Annotated in this window: 18 protein-coding genes; 4 read left to right on the top strand and 14 right to left on the bottom strand. The window is 62.5% G+C overall.

The window, feature by feature from the left end; translation table 11 throughout:
* Positions 1-42 precede the first annotated feature (42 nt).
* The 13 genes from sucD to CXB49_RS16865 form a co-directional block, all read right to left on the bottom strand.
* Positions 43-927, bottom strand: a complete 885-nt coding sequence (gene sucD, locus CXB49_RS16805; protein ID WP_101709460.1) for a succinate--CoA ligase subunit alpha — start codon at positions 925-927, stop codon at positions 43-45.
* Positions 928-954: 27 nt separating this feature from the next.
* On the bottom strand, positions 955-2,127 hold the full coding sequence (sucC, locus tag CXB49_RS16810; RefSeq protein WP_021478969.1) for an ADP-forming succinate--CoA ligase subunit beta: 1,173 nt from the start codon (positions 2,125-2,127) through the stop codon (positions 955-957).
* 163 nt (positions 2,128-2,290) lie between these two features.
* Positions 2,291-3,724 carry a dihydrolipoyl dehydrogenase gene (lpdA, locus tag CXB49_RS16815; RefSeq protein ID WP_101709461.1) on the bottom strand — a complete coding sequence of 478 codons (1,434 nt, stop codon included), beginning with the start codon at positions 3,722-3,724 and terminating at the stop codon, positions 2,291-2,293.
* Between the two features lie 16 nt (positions 3,725-3,740).
* Positions 3,741-3,926, bottom strand: coding sequence for a hypothetical protein (locus CXB49_RS16820; RefSeq protein WP_101709462.1), 186 nt, complete (start codon positions 3,924-3,926; stop codon positions 3,741-3,743).
* A 56-nt stretch (positions 3,927-3,982) separates the two neighbouring features.
* Complete coding sequence (gene odhB / locus CXB49_RS16825; RefSeq protein WP_101710746.1) at positions 3,983-5,230, bottom strand: 2-oxoglutarate dehydrogenase complex dihydrolipoyllysine-residue succinyltransferase; 1,248 nt, start codon at positions 5,228-5,230, stop codon at positions 3,983-3,985.
* Positions 5,231-5,282: 52 nt separating this feature from the next.
* Positions 5,283-8,111, bottom strand: a complete 2,829-nt coding sequence (locus tag CXB49_RS16830) for a 2-oxoglutarate dehydrogenase E1 component (RefSeq protein WP_101709463.1) — start codon at positions 8,109-8,111, stop codon at positions 5,283-5,285.
* Between the two features lie 156 nt (positions 8,112-8,267).
* Complete coding sequence (gene gltA, locus CXB49_RS16835) at positions 8,268-9,557, bottom strand: citrate synthase (RefSeq protein ID WP_101709464.1); 1,290 nt, start codon at positions 9,555-9,557, stop codon at positions 8,268-8,270.
* A 49-nt stretch (positions 9,558-9,606) separates the two neighbouring features.
* Entirely contained in the window at positions 9,607-9,855 is a 249-nt protein-coding gene (locus CXB49_RS16840) for a succinate dehydrogenase assembly factor 2 (RefSeq protein ID WP_101709465.1), read from the bottom strand.
* On the bottom strand, positions 9,852-10,562 hold the full coding sequence (locus CXB49_RS16845; protein ID WP_101709466.1) for a succinate dehydrogenase iron-sulfur subunit: 711 nt from the start codon (positions 10,560-10,562) through the stop codon (positions 9,852-9,854). The genes CXB49_RS16840 and CXB49_RS16845 overlap by 4 nt, the downstream gene beginning before the upstream one ends.
* A gap of 14 nt (positions 10,563-10,576) precedes the next feature.
* A complete protein-coding gene (gene sdhA / locus CXB49_RS16850; RefSeq protein WP_101709467.1) occupies positions 10,577-12,349 on the bottom strand; it encodes a succinate dehydrogenase flavoprotein subunit in 1,773 nt (590 codons plus the stop codon).
* Positions 12,349-12,693 carry a succinate dehydrogenase, hydrophobic membrane anchor protein gene (gene sdhD, locus CXB49_RS16855; protein WP_101709468.1) on the bottom strand — a complete coding sequence of 115 codons (345 nt, stop codon included), beginning with the start codon at positions 12,691-12,693 and terminating at the stop codon, positions 12,349-12,351. The genes sdhA and sdhD overlap by 1 nt, the downstream gene beginning before the upstream one ends.
* Positions 12,687-13,064, bottom strand: a complete 378-nt coding sequence (gene sdhC / locus CXB49_RS16860) for a succinate dehydrogenase, cytochrome b556 subunit (protein WP_101709469.1) — start codon at positions 13,062-13,064, stop codon at positions 12,687-12,689. The genes sdhD and sdhC overlap by 7 nt, the downstream gene beginning before the upstream one ends.
* A 218-nt stretch (positions 13,065-13,282) precedes the next feature.
* On the bottom strand, positions 13,283-14,017 hold the full coding sequence (locus CXB49_RS16865) for a GntR family transcriptional regulator (protein ID WP_101709470.1): 735 nt from the start codon (positions 14,015-14,017) through the stop codon (positions 13,283-13,285).
* 198 nt (positions 14,018-14,215) lie between these two features.
* Between CXB49_RS16865 and CXB49_RS16870 the strand changes: the two genes are divergently transcribed.
* The 3 genes from CXB49_RS16870 (at position 14,216) to lysS (ending at position 18,014) form a co-directional block, all read left to right on the top strand.
* Complete coding sequence (locus CXB49_RS16870; RefSeq protein ID WP_101709471.1) at positions 14,216-15,196, top strand: malate dehydrogenase; 981 nt, start codon at positions 14,216-14,218, stop codon at positions 15,194-15,196.
* A 111-nt stretch (positions 15,197-15,307) separates the two neighbouring features.
* Positions 15,308-16,415 (top strand): peptide chain release factor 2 gene (prfB, locus tag CXB49_RS16875; protein WP_101709472.1). Its coding sequence is split into 2 segments (ribosomal slippage): positions 15,308-15,391 and positions 15,393-16,415, totalling 1,107 coding nucleotides; the frame shifts between segments, so codons are not numbered across the junction.
* A 90-nt stretch (positions 16,416-16,505) separates the two neighbouring features.
* Entirely contained in the window at positions 16,506-18,014 is a 1,509-nt protein-coding gene (gene lysS, locus CXB49_RS16880; protein ID WP_101709473.1) for a lysine--tRNA ligase, read from the top strand.
* 643 nt (positions 18,015-18,657) lie between these two features.
* On the opposite strand, the gene CXB49_RS16885 is transcribed toward lysS, so the two are convergent.
* Positions 18,658-19,704 (bottom strand): IS630 family transposase, encoded by a 1,047-nt coding sequence (locus tag CXB49_RS16885; protein ID WP_101706528.1) that lies wholly within the window; start codon positions 19,702-19,704, stop codon positions 18,658-18,660.
* 508 nt (positions 19,705-20,212) lie between these two features.
* Between CXB49_RS16885 and CXB49_RS16890 the strand changes: the two genes are divergently transcribed.
* A complete protein-coding gene (locus CXB49_RS16890; RefSeq protein ID WP_101706528.1) occupies positions 20,213-21,259 on the top strand; it encodes an IS630 family transposase in 1,047 nt (348 codons plus the stop codon).
* The last annotated feature ends 72 nt before the right edge of the window (positions 21,260-21,331 follow it).

Genomic DNA, 21,331 nt, shown 5'->3' on the forward strand with positions numbered 1-21,331 from the left:
CGGCAAACGCCGGCAGGGCTTTCGTCGGGTCGAAAACCCGGCTTAGATCATGCCCTTGCTCTTCAGCAGTTCGAACATGGTCTTGCCGATTTCGGCCGGGCTGCGGGTGTAGGCGATGCCGGCCTTCTCGAAGGCCTTGAACTTCTCTTCCGCCGTGCCCTTGCCGCCGGAGATGATGGCGCCGGCGTGGCCCATGCGCTTGCCCTTCGGCGCGGTGACGCCGGCGATGTAGCCGACTACCGGCTTGGTCACGTAGGACTTGGCGAACTCGGCCGCCTCTTCCTCGGCGGAACCGCCGATTTCGCCGATCATCACGATGGCGTCGGTGTCCGGATCATCCTGGAACAGCTTCAGCGCGTCGATGTGGCTGGTACCCGGGATCGGGTCGCCGCCGATGCCGATGCAGGTGGACTGGCCCAGACCCAGCGCGGTGGTTTGCGCCACAGCTTCATAGGTCAGCGTGCCGGAGCGCGACACGATGCCGATGCGACCCGGGTTGTGGATGTGCCACGGCATGATGCCGATCTTGCACTCGCCCGGGGTGATGATGCCGGGGCAGTTCGGGCCGATCAGGCGGATGCCGGCTTCGTCGACGGCCTTCTTCACGTACAGCATGTCCAGGGTCGGCACGCCTTCGGTGATGCAGACGATCAGCTTCACGCCGCTGTCGATGGCTTCCAGGATGGAATCCTTGGCGAAGGCCGCGGGTACGTAGATCACCGAGGCGTCGGCCTGGGTCTGACGCACGGCGTCCTTCATGGTGTTGAACACCGGCAGGCCCAGGTGCTCTGCGCCGCCCTTGCCCGGGGTCACGCCGCCCACGACCTTGGTGCCGACCTTCAGCGCCTGCTCGGCGTGGAAGGTGCCATTCTTGCCGGTGAAGCCTTGCACCAGCACTTTGGTGTCTTTGTTTACCAATACGCTCATTTTGTATTCCTCAGCTCAGTGCGGGTCTCAGGCCACGGCCTTGACGGCGGCGACGATCTTCTCGGCAGCGTCGTTCAGACCCTGTGCGGAAGTCAGTTTCAGGCCGGATTCGTCCAGGATCTTGGCGCCCAGTTCGGCGTTGTTGCCTTCCAGACGGACCACGACCGGCACGGTCACATTCACTTCCTTCACGGCGGCGATGATAGCCTCGGCGATCATGTCGCAGCGGACGATGCCGCCGAAGATGTTGATCAGCACGCCTTGCACCGAGGTGTCGGCCAGGATCAGCTTGAACGCCTCGATCACGCGCTCTTTGGTCGCGCCGCCGCCGACGTCCAGGAAGTTGGCCGGCTGGCCGCCCTTCAGCTTGATGATGTCCATCGTGGCCATCGCCAGGCCGGCGCCGTTCACCATGCAGCCGATATTGCCTTCCAGGGCCACGTAGTTCAGGTCGAACTCGGAAGCCTTCACTTCACGCTCGTTCTCCTGGCTCTTGTCGCGCTGGGCCAACAGTTCCGGGTGGCGGTACAGGGCGTTGGAGTCCAGATTGATCTTGCCGTCCACGCAAGCCAGTTCGCCGTTTTCGCGCAGCGCCAGCGGGTTCACTTCGAACAGCGCGAAGTCGTTCTCGACGAAGGCCTGGTAGGAACCCAGCATCAGCTTGCTGAACGCGGCGATCTGCGCGCCGGACAGGCCCAGCGCGAAAGCGGCGTCGCGCGCCTGGAACGGCTGCATGCCGACCAGCGGGTCCACTTCGATCTTGATGATCTTTTCCGGGGTTTCCTCGGCGACCTTCTCGATTTCCACGCCGCCTTCGGTGGAAACCATGAACACGACGCGCTGGCTGCCGCGATCGACCACGGCGCCCAGGTACAGTTCGCGCTGCACCGGGTACATGTCTTCGCAGACCAGAACCGAATTCACCGGCTGGCCGGCGGCGTCGGTCTGATAGGTCACCAGATTGGTGCCGATCAGGGTCTTGGCGACTTCGGCGGCTTCTTCGCGGCTCTTCACCACTTTGACGCCACCGGCCTTGCCGCGGCCGCCGGCGTGCACCTGGGCCTTGACGACGGCGAATTTGCCGCCCAGCTTGTCGTAGGCGGCAGCCGCTTCTTCCGGCGACTTGGCCAGAATGCCTTGTTGCACCGGCAGGCCGTAACGGCTCAGCAGCTCTTTCGCTTGGTATTCATGCAGGTTCATCTATGGTTTCCTTTCGGGGAAATGATGGCGGGCATGCGCCTCTGCCTCTATTCCTTGATCGCTTGCCAAACCTTGGTTGGCTGGGACAGGCGGCCGGCCCCCCGGCAGGCCGCTCCATCCATTACCGGTCGGGTCGTGCGCATTGTACACGACCCGTGTTCACTCAACCGTGCAACGCGCGCTTGTCGGCGGCGAGGGCGGCTTCGTGGATCACTTCCGACAACGACGGGTGGGCGTGGACAATGCGCGCCAGGTCTTCGCTGGCGGCCTTGAACTCCATCGACACCACGCCCTCGCTGACCAGCTCGGACACCATCGGGCCTATCATGTGCAGGCCCAGAATGCGGTCGGTCTTGGCGTCGGCCAGAATCTTGACCGTGCCCTGCGCCATGCCCAGGCCCAGCGCGCGGCCATTGGCGCCGAAACCGGAGGTGCCCTTCTTGTACTCGACGCCCTCGGCCTTCAGCTGCTCCTCGGTCTTGCCGACCCAGGCGATCTCCGGCGAAGTGTAGATCACCCACGGGATCACGCCGAAATCGACGTGCGGCTTCTGACCGGCGATGCGCTCGGCCACGGCCACGCCCTCTTCCGACGCCTTGTGCGCCAGCATCGGGCCGCGCACCACGTCGCCGATCGCCCAGATATTGGGCAGATTGGTGTGGCAGTGATCATCGACGGCGACGAAGCCGCGCTCGTCCAGCTGCAGGCCGACGGTCTCGGCGCCCAGGCCCTGGGTGTTCGGCACGCGGCCGATGGAGACGATCAGCTTGTCGAACTCGGCCTTCACCGCTTCGCCGTTCAGCTCGTAGCTGACGGTGACGCTCTTCTTGCCTGCCTTCACTTCGCCGATCTTGACGCCCAGCTTGATGTCCAGGCCGGTGTCCTTGGTCAGCGTCTTGAACGCTTCCTTGGCGATCTGCTGGTCGGCGGCGGCCAGGAAGGTCGGCATCGCCTCCAGGATCGTCACCTCGGAACCCAGGCGCTTCCACACCGAGCCCATTTCCAGGCCGATCACGCCGGCGCCGATCACGCCCAGGCGCTTCGGCACGTCCGTCAGCGCCAGCGCGCCCTCGTTGTCCAGCACCAGCTTGTTGTCGGTGGCCAGGCCCGGCAGCGCGCGCGGGCTGGAACCGGTGGCGATGATGACGTGGCCGGCTTCCAGCGTGTCCACGACCTTGCCGCCGTCGGTGACCTCGATCGCCCACTTCTCGCCCTGACGGCCCTTCAGGCTGCCCAGACCGTGGATGTTGGCGACCTTGTTCTTCTTGAACAGGAAGCCGATGCCGGCAGCGTTCTTGTTGATGATGTCGGTCTTGCGCGACAGCATCTGGCCGACATCCATCTTGGCGCCGGACACGCTGATGCCGTGCTTGGCGAAGTCGTGCTGGACGGCGTGGAAGTTCTCCGACGACTGCAGCAGCGCCTTCGACGGGATGCAGCCCACGTTCAGGCAGGTGCCGCCGAGCGACGGCTTGCCTTCCGGATTCTTGAACGCGTCGACGCAGGCGGTGCTGAAGCCCAGCTGGGCCGCGCGGATGGCGGCCACATAGCCGCCGGGACCGCCGCCGATCACTACAACATCAAACTGTTGGCTCATGGATTTTCCCTTGGGGTCAGGCCTTGCCGACTTTGAACAGCAAGGCCCCGAAAGCGATCATGAACAGCGCAATGACGATCTTGCCGAACAACACGTAACGGTCTTCGCGCACGCCCTGCTGGCGCTTCTTCCAGCAGAGGAACAACAACACCGCCCCGGCCAATACCGAGGCGAACGCGTAAACCCAGTCCGGCAGATTCATTCTGGCTCCGTTCATGCAGATTCAAACAGGCCGGCTTGCGCCGGCCCGGTGCTTCATTACAGGTCGAGCAGCAGACGCGCCGGATCCTCGATGGCGTCTTTGATCGCCACCAGGCTCAGCACCGCTTCGCGGCCGTCGATGATGCGGTGGTCGTAGGACTGGGCAAGATACATCATCGGACGCACCACCACTTGACCGTTCTCAACCACGGCGCGCTCCTTGGTGGCGTGCATGCCCAGAATGGCCGATTGCGGCGGGTTGATGATCGGGGTGGACATCATCGAGCCGAAGGTGCCGCCGTTGGAGATGGTGTAGGTGCCGCCGGTCAACTCCTCGACGGTCAGCTTGCCTTCCTGGGCGCGCTTGCCGAATTCGGCGATCTGCTTCTCGATGTCGGCCAGGCTCAGCTGATCGGCGTTGCGGATCACCGGCACCACCAGGCCGCGCGGGCTGCCCACGGCGACGCCGATGTCGAAGTAGCCGTGGTAGACGATGTCGTTGCCGTCCACGGACGCGTTGACGATCGGGTACTTCTTCAGCGCGGCGACCACGGCCTTGACGAAGAAGCCCATGAAGCCCAGCTTGATGCCGTGCTCTTTCTCGAACTTGTCCTTGTACTTGGCGCGCAGGTCCATCACCGGCTTCATGTTCACTTCATTGAAGGTGGTGAGGATGGCGTTGGTCTGCTGCGACATGATCAGACGCTCGGCCACGCGCTGGCGCAGACGGGACATCGGCACGCGCTGCTCGGCGCGGCCGGACAGGATGCCGGCCACATTGACGGCGGCCGGGGTGGCGGACAGCGCGGCGCCGGTGGCGGCCGGGGCCAGCACCGGGCCGGCTTGCGACGGCGCGGCCGGCTTGGCGACGGCCTGCACGTCTTCCTTCAGCACGCGGCCATCGCGGCCGGAACCGGCGACCTTGGACAGGTCGACGCCGGTTTCGGCGGCCAGCTTGGCGGCGGACGGCATCGCGGCGGCGGCGGACGGGGCGGCCTGGACAGCGGCCGGAGCGGCGGCGGGCGCCGGGGCGGCGGCTGCGGCCGGAGCGGCGTCGCCGGCCTTAGCGGCGGTGTCGATCTTGGCGATCAGTTGGCCGGAGACGACGGTGGCGCCGTCTTGCTCGATGATTTCAACCAGCACGCCGGCTTGCGGCGCCGGCAGCTCCAGCACCACCTTGTCGGTTTCCAGATCGATCACGTTTTCGTCGCGGTTGACGAACTCGCCCACCTTCTTGTGCCAGTTCATCAGCGTGGCTTCGGATACGGATTCCGGCAATTGCGGGACTTTGACTTCAATCAGCATGTTCTTCTCCATGGCGGGGCGGCGCCGCGCCGCCCCTTAATTTCTCAATGGCTCAGCGGGCAACCGACATGGCTTCTTCGACGAAGGCCTTCAGCTGGGCGACGTGCTTGCTCATATAGCCGACGGCCGGCGAGGCGGACGACGGACGACCGGCAAACGACAGCTGCTGCTTGGCGCTCAGCAGGCCTTCCAGACGATGGCGGATCTGGTACCAGGCGCCCTGGTTGCGCGGCTCTTCCTGCACCCACATCACTTCCTTGGCCTGGGTGAAGCGCGCCAGCTCGGCGGCCACCTGCTCGGTCGGGAACGGATACAGCTGCTCGATGCGCACGATGGCCACTTCGTCGTCCAGACCGCGTTCCTTGCGGCCGGCGGCGAGGTCGTAGTAGACCTGGCCGGCGCACAGCACCACGCGCTTGACCTTCTTCGGATCGTTGACCACGGTGTCGCCGATCACCGGACGGAAGCTGCCGGTGGTCAGGTCTTCGATCGGGCTCATCGAGTCCTTGAAGCGCAACAGACGCTTGGACAGGAAGATCACCAGCGGCTTGCGGTACGGACGCAGCACCTGGCGACGCAGCAAGTGGAACATCTGGCCGGCTTCAGACGGCATCACCACCTGCATATTGTGCTCGGCGCACAGCTGCAGCCAGCGCTCCAGGCGGGCGGAGGAGTGCTCCGGACCCTGGCCGTCGTAGCCGTGCGGCAGGATGGAGGTCAGACCGCACAGACGGCCCCACTTGGTCTCGCCGGAGGAGATGAACTGGTCGATGGCCACCTGGGCGCCGTTGGCGAAGTCGCCGAACTGGGCTTCCCAGATCACCAGCTGATCCGGAGCGGAACAGGCGTAGCCGTATTCGTAGGCCAGCACCGCCTCCTCGTTCAGGATGGAGTCGATCACCAGGAAATCGGCCTGGTTGTCGGACATATTGCGCAGCGGCACGTAGGCGCCCTGGTCCCAGCTCTCGCGGTTCTGGTCGTGCAGCACCGAATGGCGGTGGCTGAAGGTGCCGCGGCCGGAGTCCTCGCCCGACAGGCGGACGCCGAAGCCGTTGGTCACCAAGCTGGCGTAGGCCAGCGTCTCGGCCATGCCCCAGTCGACGTTCTGCTCGCCGGCGGCCATCGCCTTGCGCGCGGCCAGCACCTTCTGCACCGTCGGGTGCAGCTTGAAGCCTTCCGGCAGCGTGGTGAACTTGTCGGTCAGGCGCTGGATGTCGGCCAGCGGCAGCGAGGTGTCGGTCGGGTGCGCCCAGTGGGTGCCCAGGTACTGGCTGAAGTCCAGCGCGTGCTCGCGCTTGTAATTGGTCAGCGCGGTCTGTTCGACATGCTCGCCCTTGTCCAGCGCGTCGCGGTAGGCCTGGATCTGCGCGTCGGCCTCCTCGGCCGCCAGCACGCCCTCCTGCACCAGGCGGGCGGCGTACATCGCGCGCACGCCCTGGTGCTTGGCGATCTTCTTGTACATCATCGGCTGGGTCAGGAACGGGTCATCGCCCTCGTTATGACCAAGCTTGCGATAGCACACCAGATCGATCACCACGTCCTTCTTGAAGGTCATGCGGTAGTCGAGCGCGGCCTGCATCACGTAGCAGACGGCTTCCGGATCGTCGCCGTTGACGTGCAGGATAGGCGCCTCGATCATCTTGGCCACGTCGGTGCAATACATCGTCGAACGGATGTCGCGGGTGTCCGACGTGGTGAAGCCCACCTGGTTGTTGATGACGATGTGGATGGTGCCGCCGGTGCCGTAGCCGCGGGTCTGCGACAGGTTGAAGGTGCCCTGGTTGACGCCCAGGCCGCCGAAGGCCGAGTCGCCATGGATCAGCACCGGCACCGCGGTCTTGCGCTCGGTGTCCTTGCGGCGTTCCTGGCGGGCGCGCACGGAGCCTTCCACCACCGGGTTGACGATTTCCAGGTGGGACGGGTTGAAGGCCAGCGACACGTGCATCGGGCCGCTCGGCGTCGGGATGTCGGACGAGAAGCCCATGTGGTACTTCACGTCGCCGGACGCCATCTGCTGGGCGGCCTTGCCTTCGAATTCGGCGAACAGGTCGCGCGGCAGCTTGCCCAGGGTGTTGACCAGCACGTTCAGGCGGCCGCGGTGGGCCATGCCGATGATCAGCTCCTGCACGCCCTGCTCGGTGGCGTTCTGGATCAGGTGGTCAAGCGCCGCGATGGCGGATTCGCCGCCTTCCAGCGAGAAACGCTTCTGGCCGACGTACTTGGTGTGCAGGTAGCGTTCCAGCGTCTCGGCCGCGGTGATCTGCTTCAGGATGCGCTGCTTCTTGGCCGCGTCGTAGCGCGGCGTGGACAGCGCGTCCTCGAAGCGTTTCTGCACCCAGTGCTTTTCGTCGGACTGGGTGATGTGCATGAATTCGACGCCGATATTGCCGCAGTACGTCTGCTTCAGGCGCGCGATGATGTCGGACAGCGGCAGCTTCTGCGGGCCGGCCAGCGAGCCGACATTGAACTGCACCGCCATGTCGGCGTCGTTCAGACCATGGGTGGCCGGGTCCAGCTCGCGCACGATGGCCTGGTCCATCCGGCGCAGCGGGTCCAGATTGGCCTGGCGCGAACCCAGTACGCGGTAGGCCGAGATCAGCTTCAGCACGCCCACCTGCTTCTGCATCGCTTCCCAGTCGGTGGCGGCGGCGCTGCGCTGACCGATCACCGGCTTCTTCGCCAGCTGAATGAACGACTCCTGGATCGGCTGGTGCGGCACGTCGCGCTCGGCGGCGCCCGGCGACTGCGCCAGCTTGTCGAAGTAGTCGCGCCACTCCTGCGGCACGGCTGTGGCGTCAGCGAGGTACTGTTCGTACAGCTCCTCGATGAACGGAGCATTCCCACCAAACAGGTAGGAATGGCTGTACATGGTTTGCATCATGGTCTGGCTACCCTTTGTCTTGGACGTTGCAGCAATTATTCAAAGCGCTATGGCAAGGCGGTCCTTGCCGCAGCGCTCTGTTGACGGAAAACCGCAAACAGCTTCAAAAAGGGGCTGGCGGGGACTTCCATCCCTGCCAACCCCGATTCAATCACTTCAGCGCTTGGCGACCTCGACGAAGTCGCGACGGTCGGAGCCGGTATACAGCTGGCGCGGACGGCCGATCTTCATGCCCGGATCGCCGATCATCTCGTTCCAGTGCGCGATCCAGCCCACGGTGCGGGCCAGCGCGAAGATCGGAGTGAACATCGACACCGGGATGCCGATGGCCGACAGCACGATGCCGGAGTAGAAGTCCACGTTCGGGTACAGCTTGCGCTCGATGAAGTACGGATCGGACAGCGCGATCTTTTCCAGCTCCATCGCCAGCTTGAACTTCGGATCGTTGTGCAGGCCCAGTTCGTTCAGCACCTCGTCGCAGGTGTGCTTCATGATGGCGGCGCGCGGGTCCATGTTCTTGTACACGCGGTGGCCGAAGCCCATCAGCTTGTAGCGCTTGTCCTTCACGCCCTGCATGAAGTCGGCGACGTTATCGACGGAGCCGATCTCGTCCAGCATCTTCAGCACGGCCTCGTTGGCGCCGCCGTGGGACGGGCCCCACAGGCAGGCGATGCCGGCGGCGATGCACGCGAACGGGTTGGCGCCGGAGGAGCCGGCCAGGCGCACGGTCGACGTCGAGGCGTTTTGCTCGTGGTCGGCGTGCAGGGTGAAGATGCGGTCCAGCGCGCGCGCCAGAACCGGGTTCACCTTGTACTCCTCGCACGGCGTGGAGAACATCATGTGCAGGAAGTTTTCCGCGTAGGTCAGGCCGTTCTTCGGATACGAGAACGGCAGGCCCTTGTTGTAGCGGTAGGCTTGCGCGGCGATCGTCGGCAGCTTGGCCACCAGGCGATGCGCGGAAATGCGGCGATGCTCCGGATTGGAGATGTCCAGCGAGTCGTGATAGAACGCGGACAGCGCGCCCACCACGCCGACCATCACGGCCATCGGGTGCGCGTCGCGGCGGAAGCCCTTGAACAGGCTCATCAGCTGATCATGCAGCATGTTGTGGCGCATGATGCCGCGTTCGAATTCCTTGCGCTGCGCCGCGGTCGGCAACTCGCCGTTCAGCAGCAGGTAGCACACTTCCAGGTAGTCGCTCTTCTCGGCCAGTTGCTCGATCGGGTAGCCGCGGTAGTACAGCTGGCCCAGATCGCCGTCGATGAAGGTGATCTTGGATTCGCAGCTGGCCGTGGCCAGAAAGCCCGGGTCGAAGGTAAACATGCCGGTTTTGCCAAAGGCGCGGATGTCGACGACGTCCGGACCCAGCGTGCCCCCCAGGACCGGCAGGTCCAGGGTTTCCTTACCCTCGTTGTAGCTGAGCGTGACTTTGCGATTAGTTTCCACAGCAATACTCCCAGTCGTTATTTCGTTGTTGTAGTGTGGTGGGGGGCCGTCACAGCGATCTGAGGATCGCGATGATGGCCATTTCTTCCGGATCCTCGAGATCGGCCTTGCCGTTGACGATATCCAGAAAGTCGGTGTCCGGCAGATCCAGCACTCGGCGGTACGCCTCGATCTCGGCGGGCGCCAGCTGGTCGAACGGGCCGGCGAAGAACTTCTCCAGCACCAGGTCCAGTTCCAGCAGGCCCCGCCGCGACCGCCAGCGGATCCGTTTCAGCTCGATCGGATCGTAGCTCGTCATACCGCCCGCTTGACCATCAGGTCCTTGATCTTGCCGATCGCGCGCGTCGGGTTCAGGCCCTTCGGACACACGTCGACGCAGTTCATGATGCTGTGGCAGCGGAACAGGCGGTACGGATCCTCCAGATTGTCCAGACGGTCGCTGGTCGCCTCGTCGCGGGTGTCCGCGATGAAGCGGTAGGCCGCCAACAGGCCGGCCGGGCCGACGAACTTGTCCGGGTTCCACCAGAACGACGGGCAGGACGTGGAGCAGCACGCGCACAGAATGCACTCGTACAGGCCATCCAGCTCCTTGCGGTCTTCCGGCGACTGGCGACGCTCGCGTTCCGGCGGCGGCGTGTCGTTGATCACGTACGGCTTGATCGAGTTGTACTGATTGAAGAACTGCGTCAAGTCGACGATCAGGTCGCGCACCACCGGCAGGCCCGGCAACGGACGCAGCTCGATAGGCTGCTTCAGGCCGCGGAAGTCGGTCAGGCAGGCCAGACCGTTCTTGCCGTTGATGTTCATCGCGTCGGAGCCGCACACGCCTTCCCGACAGGAACGGCGGAAGCTCAACGTGTCGTCCTTGGTCTTCAGCTTGACCAGCGCGTCCAGGAGCTTGTGCTCGGTGGCGTCCATGTCAATGCTGATGTCCTGCATGTAAGGCTTGGCATCCTTGTCCGGGTCGTAGCGGTAGATGCGGAATTTGACGGTTTCGGTAGTCATCTCTGGTCCAACCCTTAGTAGGAGCGGGTCTTCAACGCGATCGTGTCGACGGTCAGCGGCTTCAGGTTCACCGGCTTGTATTCCAGGCGATTGCCATCGCGGAACCACAGCGTGTGCTTCAGCCAGTTCTTGTCGTCGCGGCCGTTCGGGGTTTCCTCGGTGTCCGGCGCGTCGTCGCGCACGTGGGCGCCGCGGCTCTCGGTGCGGGCGTTGGCCGAGATCATCGTGGCCTTGGCCACCTCGATCAGGTTCTCCAGCTCCAGCGCCTCGATGCGGGCGGTGTTGAACACCTTGGACTTGTCGCCGATCTCGGTCTTGGCCACCAGCTTCTCCACTTCGAGAATCTTGGCGGCGCCCTCGGCCAGCATGTCTTTGAAGCGGAACACGCCGCAGTGCGTCTGCATCGTGCGCTGCAGCTCGGCGCGGGCCTCGTGCACCTGCACGCCGTTCGTCTGGTTGTCCAGGCGGGCGACGCGGGCGACCGAACGTTCGACGTCGGCCGTCGACAGCTCCGGCAGGTCTTCCGGGTGCTGCTTGATGAACTCGATCATCGAGTTGGCCGAGCTCTTGCCGAAGACCAACAGGTCCAGCAGCGAGTTCGTGCCCAGGCGGTTGGCGCCGTGCACCGACGCGCAGGCGCATTCGCCGGCGGCGTAGAAGCCGGATACCGGTTCGCCGTGGATCACCACTTCGCCGTGGTAATTGGTGGGGATGCCGCCCATCTGGTAGTGGCAGGTCGGCACCACCGGGATCGGGGCCTTGATCGGGTCCACGCCGGCGAACTTGATCGAGATCTCGCGGATGCCCGGCAGCTTGGACATGATCACCTCGGGGTCGAGGTGGGTGATGTCCAACAGCACGTGATCCTTGTTCGGACCGCAGCCGCGGCCTTCGTTGATCTCGGTCACCATCGCGCGCGACACCACGTCGCGGGAGGCCAGGTCCTTGGCGTTCGGCGCGTAGCGTTCCATGAAGCGCTCGCCCTGCGCGTTGCGCAGAATGCCGCCTTCGCCGCGCACGCCCTCGGTGATCAGCACGCCGGCGCCGGCGACGCCGGTCGGGTGGAACTGCCAGAACTCCATGTCTTCCAGCGGAATGCCGGCGCGGGCGGCCATGCCGACGCCGTCGCCGGTATTGATGAAGGCATTGGTCGACGAGGCGAAGATGCGGCCGGCGCCGCCGGTGGCGAACAAGGTGGCCTTGGCCTGGAACACAACGATTTCCGACGTTTCCATTTCCATCGCCACCACGCCCTGCACGCGGCCTTCGGCGTCGCGGATCAGGTCAAGCGCCATCCACTCGACGAAGAAGTGGGTGTTGGCGCGCACATTGCGCTGGTACAGCGCGTGCAGCATCGCGTGGCCGGTACGGTCGGCGGCGGCGCAGGCGCGGCGCACCGGCTTCTCGCCGAAGTTCGACATATGGCCGCCGAACGGACGCTGATAGATGGTGCCGTCGGCGTTGCGGTCGAACGGCATGCCGAAATGCTCCAGCTCCACCACCACCTTCGGCGCCTCGCGGCACATGAATTCGATCGCGTCCTGGTCGCCCAGCCAGTCCGACCCCTTGACGGTGTCGTACATGTGCCAGTGCCAGTGATCCTCCTCGGAGTTGCCGAGCGAGGCGGACACGCCGCCCTGGGCGGCCACGGTGTGGGAACGGGTCGGGAACACCTTGGACAGCACGGCGGTCTTCAGGCCGGCCTCCGACAACTGCAGCGCGGCACGCATGCCGGCGCCGCCGGCGCCCACGATCACTGCATCGAAATGACGAACAGGTACGCCCATTACAGCCCCCAGACCACTTTAACGGAATAGATGAAACAGGAAACCAGCCAAACGATGGTGAACACGTGCAGCGACAGGCGGATGCCCACCGGCTTGACGTAGTCCATCCACACGTCGCGGATGCCCACCCATACGTGCAGGAACAGCGCCAGCAGCGTCACCTGGGTGAACAGCTGGACCCAGGTATGGCTGAACAGCTCCTTCCAGCTCTCGTAGCCGGACGGCAGCGCCAGCAGGAACAGCGCCAGTCCCACGGTGTAAATCAGCATGATCACGGCGGTGACCCGCTGCATGATCCAATCGCGCAGGCCGTAGCCGGCGCCGACGACGTGGCGGTTTACCATAGTGCGATACCTCCCAGAACCGCGGTCAGCACCAGGCTGACGGCCAGCACGGTCTTGGCGGTGGCGCGGGCGGTCTCGAGTTCGAGACCCTTATGAATGTCGAGGAACAGAAAGCGGATGCCGGCACAGAAGTGGTGCATATAGGCCCAGATCAGACCCAGCAGCACCAGCTTCATCAGCGGGTGCGATACCACGGCGCGGTAGGTTTCGAACGATTCGGCGGAACTGAGCGAACCGTGCAGCAGGTAGATCAACAGCGGGAGGGAAAAGAACAGCGCCACACCACTGACCCGGTGCAGGATGGAGACGAAGCCCGGCACGGGCAGTCTGATCCTGGCCAAGTCCAGATGCTTCGGTCTTTGCTTCTGCATAAGGCTTTCCTTGGATGTTTTGTGACCAAGTGGTTACACGGGGGACGCCCACCTTGGACGCCCGCCCGACAGGCTGCGGCCCTGATCCGGGGCCGGAGCCTGCCATTTCCTGGCATATCGCGACTATTCGTTTGCGATATGCGCCGGGGATTCTAACAAATGTTGGCCTATACCGCGCCGCTTACGCCTGTTTTAATCCAGATCAAACTCTTCGCGCGTCAGCCGTGCTTCACTGTATAGGCCAGCTGGTGCGTCAGGCAGTAACGCTGCCGCCACTCCAGCGGCCGGCCGTCCATGTCCGCCGACAGGCGCAGCAGGCACAGGGCCGGCACGTCGGCCACCATGCCGGTGACGCCCAACAGGCCCGCCTCCTCGCGCGGCAGCATCTCGGCGCGGAACTGCTCGCTGACCGCGCGCAGCCGCGTGCCGAAGCGCTGCTGCAAAGTGGCGTACACGCCGGCCGAACTGCGCAGCCAGCGCGCCTCCATGCCCTCGAACGGCTCGGCCGGCAGCAACACGTCGTCCAGCGCCACCGGGGCGCCGTGCCAGCGCCACAGCTGGCGAATTCTCAATAAAGGCGCCAGGCGCCGCAATTGCAAAGCCTCGGCGATGTCCTCGCTGGCATTCAGTCGGGACAGGCCGAGAAATTCGCGCACCAATTCGTCGGGCCGCTCGAAGAACAGGCCCGGCGTCAACAACGCCGCGTCGCCCCAGTCGCCGGGCACCGGCTCCACATACGTGCCCCGCCCCTGCTGCCGGTACAACAGGCCGTCCGCCACCAACTCGGACAGCGCCTTGCGCACCGTGCCCTGGCTGGCCCCCAGCGCGTCGGCCAGTTCCCACTCGCTTGGCAGCGCGTCATGCGCCTGCCACTCTCCGTCGCCTATCCGCTGCTGCAACAGCTGCTTGACCTGGACGTACAGCGGCTGTCTCTTCAGCGTATTGGCTGTCATGGTCTGTGTTTTAACACCAAACAAATCAAGCGTAAAGGTAAGTCTTATATAAGACATAAGACTCAAACGCTCGTTTGGCGACTTATTGTTGGCGGCATAGTCCAAATCGATAAACACCGTGATACACTTCAGGCCACATCTATACTGCAGAGCAACATCTGCAGTTCATTATCGGATACGTCAAAGGAGAGTCCGCCAATGAAAGCCCCCGTTCGCGTTGCCGTTACCGGCGCTGCCGGCCAAATCGGCTACAGCCTGCTGTTCCGCATTGCCAGTGGTGAAATGCTGGGCAAGGACCAGCCGGTGATCCTGCACCTGCTGGACCTGCCGCAGGCCCAAACCGCGCTGAAGGGCGTGATGATGGAGCTGGAAGACTGTGCCTTCCCGCTGCTGGCCGGCATGGTGGCCACCGATGACCCGAACGTTGCCTTCAAGGATGTGAAGGTTGCCCTGCTGGTCGGCGCCCGTCCGCGCAGCAAGGGCATGGAGCGCAAGGACCTCCTGGAAGCCAACGGCGCCATCTTCACCGTTCAGGGCAAGGCGCTGAACGACCACGCCGCCCGCGACGTCAAGGTGCTGGTGGTGGGCAACCCGGCCAACACCAACGCCTGGATCGCGATGAAGTCCGCTCCGGATCTGGATCCGAAAAACTTCACCGCCATGTTGCGTCTTGACCACAATCGCGCGCTGTCGCAGATCGCCGCCAAGACCGGCAAGCCGGTGGCCGCGATCGAGAAGCTGGCCGTGTGGGGCAACCACTCGCCGACCATGTACGCCGACTACCGCTTCGCCACCATCGATGGCCAATCGGTCAAGACGATGATCAACGACGACGTGTGGAACCGCGACACCTTCCTGCCGACCGTCGGCAAGCGCGGCGCCGCCATCATCGAAGCGCGCGGCCTGTCGTCCGCCGCCTCCGCCGCCAACGCCGCCATCGACCACATCCACGACTGGGTGCTGGGCAGCAACGGCAAGTGGGTGACCATGGGCATTCCGTCCGACGGCTCCTACGGCATCCCGGAAGGCGTGATGTACGGCGTACCGGTTGTATGCGAAAATGGCGAATACAAGCGAGTTGAAGGTCTGGAAATCGACGCGTTCAGCCGCGAGCGCATGGACCTGACCCTGGCCGAACTGGAAGAAGAGCGCGCAGCCATCGCGCATCTGTTCGGCTGATTTCCGGCCCGACCGAGACAAAGCGCACCAAGCGGTGCGCTTTTTGTCTTTGGTCAAACCGCAAAACCGCATTTGAATTTACCAATACAGACTGCCATTTGGAGCGAGAGCATGATTGAAGTTGAAGTCCAGAACCAAATCGCGGCCAAAATCGAAGACCTGGCCGCCCGCGCCGCCGATATTCGGGGGTATCTTTGACTACGACGGTAAAAAAGACCGTCTGGAAGAAGTTTCCCGCCTGACCGAAGACCCGGAAATCTGGAACGAGCCGAAGAAAGCCCAGGAACTGGGCCGCGAGCGCAAGCAGCTGGAAGACGTGGTGCTGGTGCTGGACAGCATCATCGCCGCCGTCGACGACAGCCGCGAACTGTTTGAGATGGGCAAGAGCGAGGAAGACGACGACACCCTCCTCGCGGTGCAGGCCGATCTGGAAGAAGTGGAAGAGAAAGTGGCGAAGATGGAATTCCGCCGCATGTTCCACGATCCGATGGACCCCACCAACTGCTTCATCGACATCCAGGCCGGCGCCGGCGGCACCGAAGCCCAGGACTGGGCCGGCATGCTCTTGCGCATGTACACCCGCTACGCCGAACGCAAGGGCTTCAAGGTGGACGTGCTGGAACTGTCCGAAGGCGAAGTGGCCGGCGTCACCAGCGCCACGCTGAAAATCGAGGGCGAATACGCCTACGGCCTGCTGCGCACCGAAGTGGGCGTGCACCGCCTGGTCCGCGTGTCGCCGTTCGACTCCAACGCCCGCCGCCACACCTCGTTCTCGTCCGTCTTCGTCTACCCCGAGGTGGACGACAGCTTCGAGATCGACATCAACCCGGCCGATGTGCGCACCGACACCTACCGCGCCTCCGGCGCCGGCGGCCAGCACATCAACAAGACCGACTCGGCGGTGCGCCTGACCCACATCCCGACCAATATCGTCGTGCAGTGCCAGAACGACCGTTCCCAGCACCGCAACCGCGACGAGGCCTGGCAGATGCTGCGCGCCAAGCTGTACGAGCTGGAACTGAAGAAGCGCAACGAAGCCAAGCAGGCGCTGGAAGACACCAAGACCGACGTGGGCTGGGGCCACCAGATCCGCTCCTACGTGTTCGACCAGTCGCGGATCAAGGATTTGCGCACCAGCTATGAAGTGGGCAACATCAAGGGCGTCATGGACGGCGACCTGGACGGCTTCATCGAAGCCAGCCTGAAACAGGGCGTGTAAGCCATATTGGGCCGGCTCCTTCGCGGAGCCGGCCTTCGCGTTGTCGTTTTAGTTAATTGCCGAAGGAACCCTACCCGGCACGGAGTCATCATGTCTGATCACGAACAAGCACAGGCGCAAAGCCAAGACGAAAACCAGATCATGGCGGAACGCCGCCTGAAACTGAAGGCGATCCGCGAAAAGGGCATCGCCTACCCCAACGACTTCAAACGCAGCCACTTCGCCAAACCGCTGCAGGACGACCACGCCGCCAAAGAGGCAGAGGCGCTGGAAGCCGAGAAAATCGAAGTCGCCGTCGCCGGCCGCATGATGCTTAAACGTGTGATGGGCAAAGCCAGTTTCGCCACGCTGCAGGACAGCAGCGGCCGCATCCAGGCCTTCGTCTCCCGCGACAATGTCGGCGAAGACGTCTACGCCGACTTCAAGCGCTGGGACCTGGGCGACATCGTCGCCGTCAAGGGCGTGCTGTTCAAGACCAAGACCGGCGAGCTGACCGTGCAGGCGACCGAAGTGCGCATGCTGTCGAAGAATATCCGTCCGCTGCCGGAGAAATTCCACGGCATCGCCGACCAGGAAACCAAGTACCGCCAACGCTACGCCGACCTGATCATGAGTGAGGAAAGCCGCGACACCTTCATCAAGCGCTCCAAGATCGTGCAGAAGGTGCGCGACGTGATGGTGGGCGAAGGCTACCTGGAAGTGGAAACCCCGATGATGCACCCGATTCCGGGCGGCGCGTCGGCCAAACCGTTCGTCACCCACCACAACGCGCTGGACATGCCGCTCTACCTGCGCATCGCGCCGGAGCTGTATCTGAAGCGCCTGGTGGTGGGCGGCCTGGAACGCGTGTTCGAGATCAACCGCAACTTCCGCAACGAGGGGATGAGCACGCGCCACAACCCCGAGTTCACCATGATCGAGTTCTACGAAGCGTATAGCGACTACCAGCGCATGATGGAGATGACCGAAACCATCATCCGCGAGTGCGCGCTGGTTTCCTGCGGCGCCACCACCGTGTCCTACCAGGGCAAGGAAGTGGACCTGGGCAAGCCGTTCGACCGCTTCACCATCGTCGAAGCGATCAAGCACTACAACCCGCAATACACCGACGCGCAGCTGTCCGACGCCGCCTGGGTGGCCAGCGAGATCAAGCGCCTGGGCGGCAAGCTGCCCCCGGCGCCGGGCCTGGGCAGCCTGCAGCTGGCGCTGTTCGAGGAATGCGCCGAGAGCTTGCTGTGGAACCCGACCTTCATCATCGACTACCCGGTGGAAGTCTCCCCGCTGGCCCGCGGCTCCGACACCCAGCCGGGCCTGACCGAGCGCTTCGAACTGTTCATCGTCGGCCGCGAACACGCCAACGGCTACTCCGAGTTGAACGACCCGGAAGACCAGGCCGCCCGTTTCCAGGCTCAGGTGGCCCAGAAGGACGCCGGCGACGACGAGGCGATGCACTACGACGCCGACTACATCCGCGCGATGGAATACGGCCTGCCGCCCACCGGCGGCTGCGGCATCGGCATCGACCGCCTGGTGATGCTGCTGACCGATGCGCCGTCTATCCGGGATGTGATCTTGTTCCCGCAGATGCGTCCGGAGTAAGCTTTAGCAAGCTTACATTGGGCTAAAGAGAAAGCCGCTCACTGCAAGGTGGGCGGCTTTTTTATGAAAATTGCATGCAACTTCCATCCATTGCCTGGAAAGCTTATGGATGACGCCCAACTCACCCCCTCCCTCTCACAACTCAGGATTGAAAAGCAACCTCTGTTAGCACGGATTGGAACATTGATAGAATGGGTCAAGTACTGGCAGCCTGGGTCGATAAAACGTAGTGAAGTGAAGATTCTGTAGCCTGTGGATCAATAGAAAAACTACCAATCAACAAAAATGAAGGTTTGGCTAACAGTATTAATGTCAAGCACATAGTCATTCATCTACCTGAAAGATCACGTCCCCACTCTCTCCTTCATGCAGACTAAGGGGTTAGCAAGAAGTGTGCTCTGAAATACTCTAACATAAGGTCTATATTCGTGGCTTTTCGGCACTTTTCTAAAGTGGCTCAAAAATGGCTTCTAGCTAGCCTCTGATAGGTCTATTCTACGTATTGCACAGGGCTATGCGACCATCTAGCAAAACAGGACAAAGTCATGAAGCATGCAACAGCTAACGAACTGGCTAATTCGGGACGGTTTCTCTCTGCATCCAAAGTACTATTAATCCGGCAGTCAAATACCGTACAGAAAGCTCATGCCGCGTAGCGGATTTTTTCATGCCGGAAGTACGACCGGATTCTGGCCGGCTGCTTCTGCAATGAGCGTAAATGGGACAGCACTTTCCCTTGAAGTTGACCGTCTGATCGAACCGGCTCACCTGCGCTCATTCTGGCCTTCAGGTCGCCGTTCAAGTATTCATCCGGGTTCAGTTCCGGTGAGTAGCTGGGCAGGAAGAACAACTCAATCGCCTTCTTGTTCTCTTCCTCCTCCAACCATGCTTGCACCAGCTTGCTGTGATGCACGCGCAAGTTGTCGAGGATCAAGAACACCTTCTTGCCGCCAGCATCACGGATCAGCCGCATCAGAAACTTGATCAGCACCCGGGCCGTCAAGGTCTCCCGGTACAGCATGAAGCGCATCTTGCCTTGGTTGGTAATGGCCGAAATCAAGTTGATGCGCGCTCTTTTCGATTGGGATAACACCAGAACTGGGGTTTGGCCTTTTGGGGCGTAGCCACGCGGAAAGTGCTCAACACTCGACACCGCCGATTCGTCGCCCCAGCTGATTTCAGCCATTTCCGCTTTGGCACGCGCGACGATAGCCGGGTATTCCTCCTTGAGCCATTTCTCGACTGCTGCCGGTCGCTGCTCATAAGCGCGTTTGAGCGGGCGCTGCGGCGTAAAGCCCCAGCGGGCCAAGTACAGACGGACAGTACGGATCGGCAGATCGATCAGAAACATCTGCTTGATTACAGCCTTGACCGCCTGAGCACTCCACAGGGCAAACCTCAGCTTCATCTGGTCTGGCGTGCGATCCACGATGTCCTGCTTGATCCGGGCTTCCTGCGCCTCGGTCAGCCGACGGCCGGTGCCTTCGGCGCGACCGCGCTTCTGTTCTTTGAATCCCTGCGCACCTAGTGCTGCCTCACGCACCACCCAGGCGGAAATGGTGGGGCGGCGCAGCCCGAGTTCTTCGGCAATACTGGCTTGAGACCGGCCTCGCTTGTACATCCGGATAGCGGTACGCCTCAGCTGCTCACGGGCGGCCAGTTCAAGCTTGCGCACATCGATTTTTTCCATGCCGGAAGTATACAATCTGTACGGATTATTACTGCCGGATTAATAGTGACATTTCATGTCTGTCACTATGTGAAATCATGAAATTTCCCTTTCAAATCAACGATGTCACTACGTCACTACTGTCACTACCATTTTTTAGAGGGGTGGCGAAACCGCCGTAAGGGAGGGGCAAGGCTTTCAGTTGCGGCATGACTTGCGGCGGGCCGTCCCTAGCACCACCCGGCAAATAGGTTCTTCCTGGACGGGGGTGGCTTACGGGTGTTCGATCCCCCACGCTGAGCCAGGCACAGACTCCCCATGCTAACTAAACAGTTTAGTAAACGGGCCGAGGGGAAGCCGGGGACCCTGGCACTTTGGAAGCATGTGCGGGTGGCCTGACCCGCAACGCCTGGCCAGCGGCAGCCCTGGAAAGTTAGTGAAATGGTGAAATCGGTGGAGGGGGGTGAAATTCCCCTGAAGAAGTTATTAATTCGGCAGTAATAATCCGTACAGATTGTATACTTCCGGCATGGAAAAAATCGATGTGCGCAAGCTTGAACTGGCCGCCCGTGAGCAGCTGAGGCGTACCGCTATCCGGATGTACAAGCGAGGCCGGTCTCAAGCCAGTATTGCCGAAGAACTCGGGCTGCGCCGCCCCACCATTTCCGCCTGGGTGGTGCGTGAGGCAGCACTAGGTGCGCAGGGATTCAAAGAACAGAAGCGCGGTCGCGCCGAAGGCACCGGCCGTCGGCTGACCGAGGCGCAGGAAGCCCGGATCAAGCAGGACATCGTGGATCGCACGCCAGACCAGATGAAGCTGAGGTTTGCCCTGTGGAGTGCTCAGGCGGTCAAGGCTGTAATCAAGCAGATGTTTCTGATCGATCTGCCGATCCGTACTGTCCGTCTGTACTTGGCCCGCTGGGGCTTTACGCCGCAGCGCCCGCTCAAACGCGCTTATGAGCAGCGACCGGCAGCAGTCGAGAAATGGCTCAAGGAGGAATACCCGGCTATCGTCGCGCGTGCCAAAGCGGAAATGGCTGAAATCAGCTGGGGCGACGAATCGGCGGTGTCGAGTGTTGAGCACTTTCCGCGTGGCTACGCCCCAAAAGGCCAAACCCCAGTTCTGGTGTTATCCCAATCGAAAAGAGCGCGCATCAACTTGATTTCGGCCATTACCAACCAAGGCAAGATGCGCTTCATGCTGTACCGGGAGACCTTGACGGCCCGGGTGCTGATCAAGTTTCTGATGCGGCTGATCCGTGATGCTGGCGGCAAGAAGGTGTTCTTGATCCTCGACAACTTGCGCGTGCATCACAGCAAGCTGGTGCAAGCATGGTTGGAGGAGGAAGAGAACAAGAAGGCGATTGAGTTGTTCTTCCTGCCCAGCTACTCACCGGAACTGAACCCGGATGAATACTTGAACGGCGACCTGAAGGCCAGAATGAGCGCAGGTGAGCCGGTTCGATCAGACGGTCAACTTCAAGGGAAAGTGCTGTCCCATTTACGCTCATTGCAGAAGCAGCCGGCCAGAATCCGGTCGTACTTCCGGCATGAAAAAATCCGCTACGCGGCATGAGCTTTCTGTACGGTATTTGACTGCCGGATTAATAGGTAAATCGAACAAAATAGAGACAAACTGACTCACCCC

Source organism: Chromobacterium sp. ATCC 53434 (genome assembly GCF_002848345.1).
Classification (GTDB): domain Bacteria; phylum Pseudomonadota; class Gammaproteobacteria; order Burkholderiales; family Chromobacteriaceae; genus Chromobacterium.

Coding starts and splice junctions, on each gene's coding strand:
- lpdA (WP_101709461.1), bottom strand. CDS start 3,724: ATGAGCCAACAGTTTGATGTTGTAGTGATCGGCGGCGGTCCCGGCGGC.
- CXB49_RS16845 (WP_101709466.1), bottom strand. CDS start 10,562: ATGACTACCGAAACCGTCAAATTCCGCATCTACCGCTACGACCCGGAC.
- CXB49_RS16840 (WP_101709465.1), bottom strand. CDS start 9,855: ATGACGAGCTACGATCCGATCGAGCTGAAACGGATCCGCTGGCGGTCG.
- CXB49_RS16870 (WP_101709471.1), top strand. CDS start 14,216: ATGAAAGCCCCCGTTCGCGTTGCCGTTACCGGCGCTGCCGGCCAAATC.
- sucC (WP_021478969.1), bottom strand. CDS start 2,127: ATGAACCTGCATGAATACCAAGCGAAAGAGCTGCTGAGCCGTTACGGC.
- CXB49_RS16890 (WP_101706528.1), top strand. CDS start 20,213: ATGGAAAAAATCGATGTGCGCAAGCTTGAACTGGCCGCCCGTGAGCAG.
- CXB49_RS16865 (WP_101709470.1), bottom strand. CDS start 14,017: ATGACAGCCAATACGCTGAAGAGACAGCCGCTGTACGTCCAGGTCAAG.
- odhB (WP_101710746.1), bottom strand. CDS start 5,230: ATGCTGATTGAAGTCAAAGTCCCGCAATTGCCGGAATCCGTATCCGAA.
- CXB49_RS16885 (WP_101706528.1), bottom strand. CDS start 19,704: ATGGAAAAAATCGATGTGCGCAAGCTTGAACTGGCCGCCCGTGAGCAG.
- lysS (WP_101709473.1), top strand. CDS start 16,506: ATGTCTGATCACGAACAAGCACAGGCGCAAAGCCAAGACGAAAACCAG.
- CXB49_RS16820 (WP_101709462.1), bottom strand. CDS start 3,926: ATGAATCTGCCGGACTGGGTTTACGCGTTCGCCTCGGTATTGGCCGGG.
- sdhD (WP_101709468.1), bottom strand. CDS start 12,693: ATGGTAAACCGCCACGTCGTCGGCGCCGGCTACGGCCTGCGCGATTGG.
- sucD (WP_101709460.1), bottom strand. CDS start 927: ATGAGCGTATTGGTAAACAAAGACACCAAAGTGCTGGTGCAAGGCTTC.
- CXB49_RS16830 (WP_101709463.1), bottom strand. CDS start 8,111: ATGATGCAAACCATGTACAGCCATTCCTACCTGTTTGGTGGGAATGCT.
- sdhA (WP_101709467.1), bottom strand. CDS start 12,349: ATGGGCGTACCTGTTCGTCATTTCGATGCAGTGATCGTGGGCGCCGGC.
- sdhC (WP_101709469.1), bottom strand. CDS start 13,064: ATGCAGAAGCAAAGACCGAAGCATCTGGACTTGGCCAGGATCAGACTG.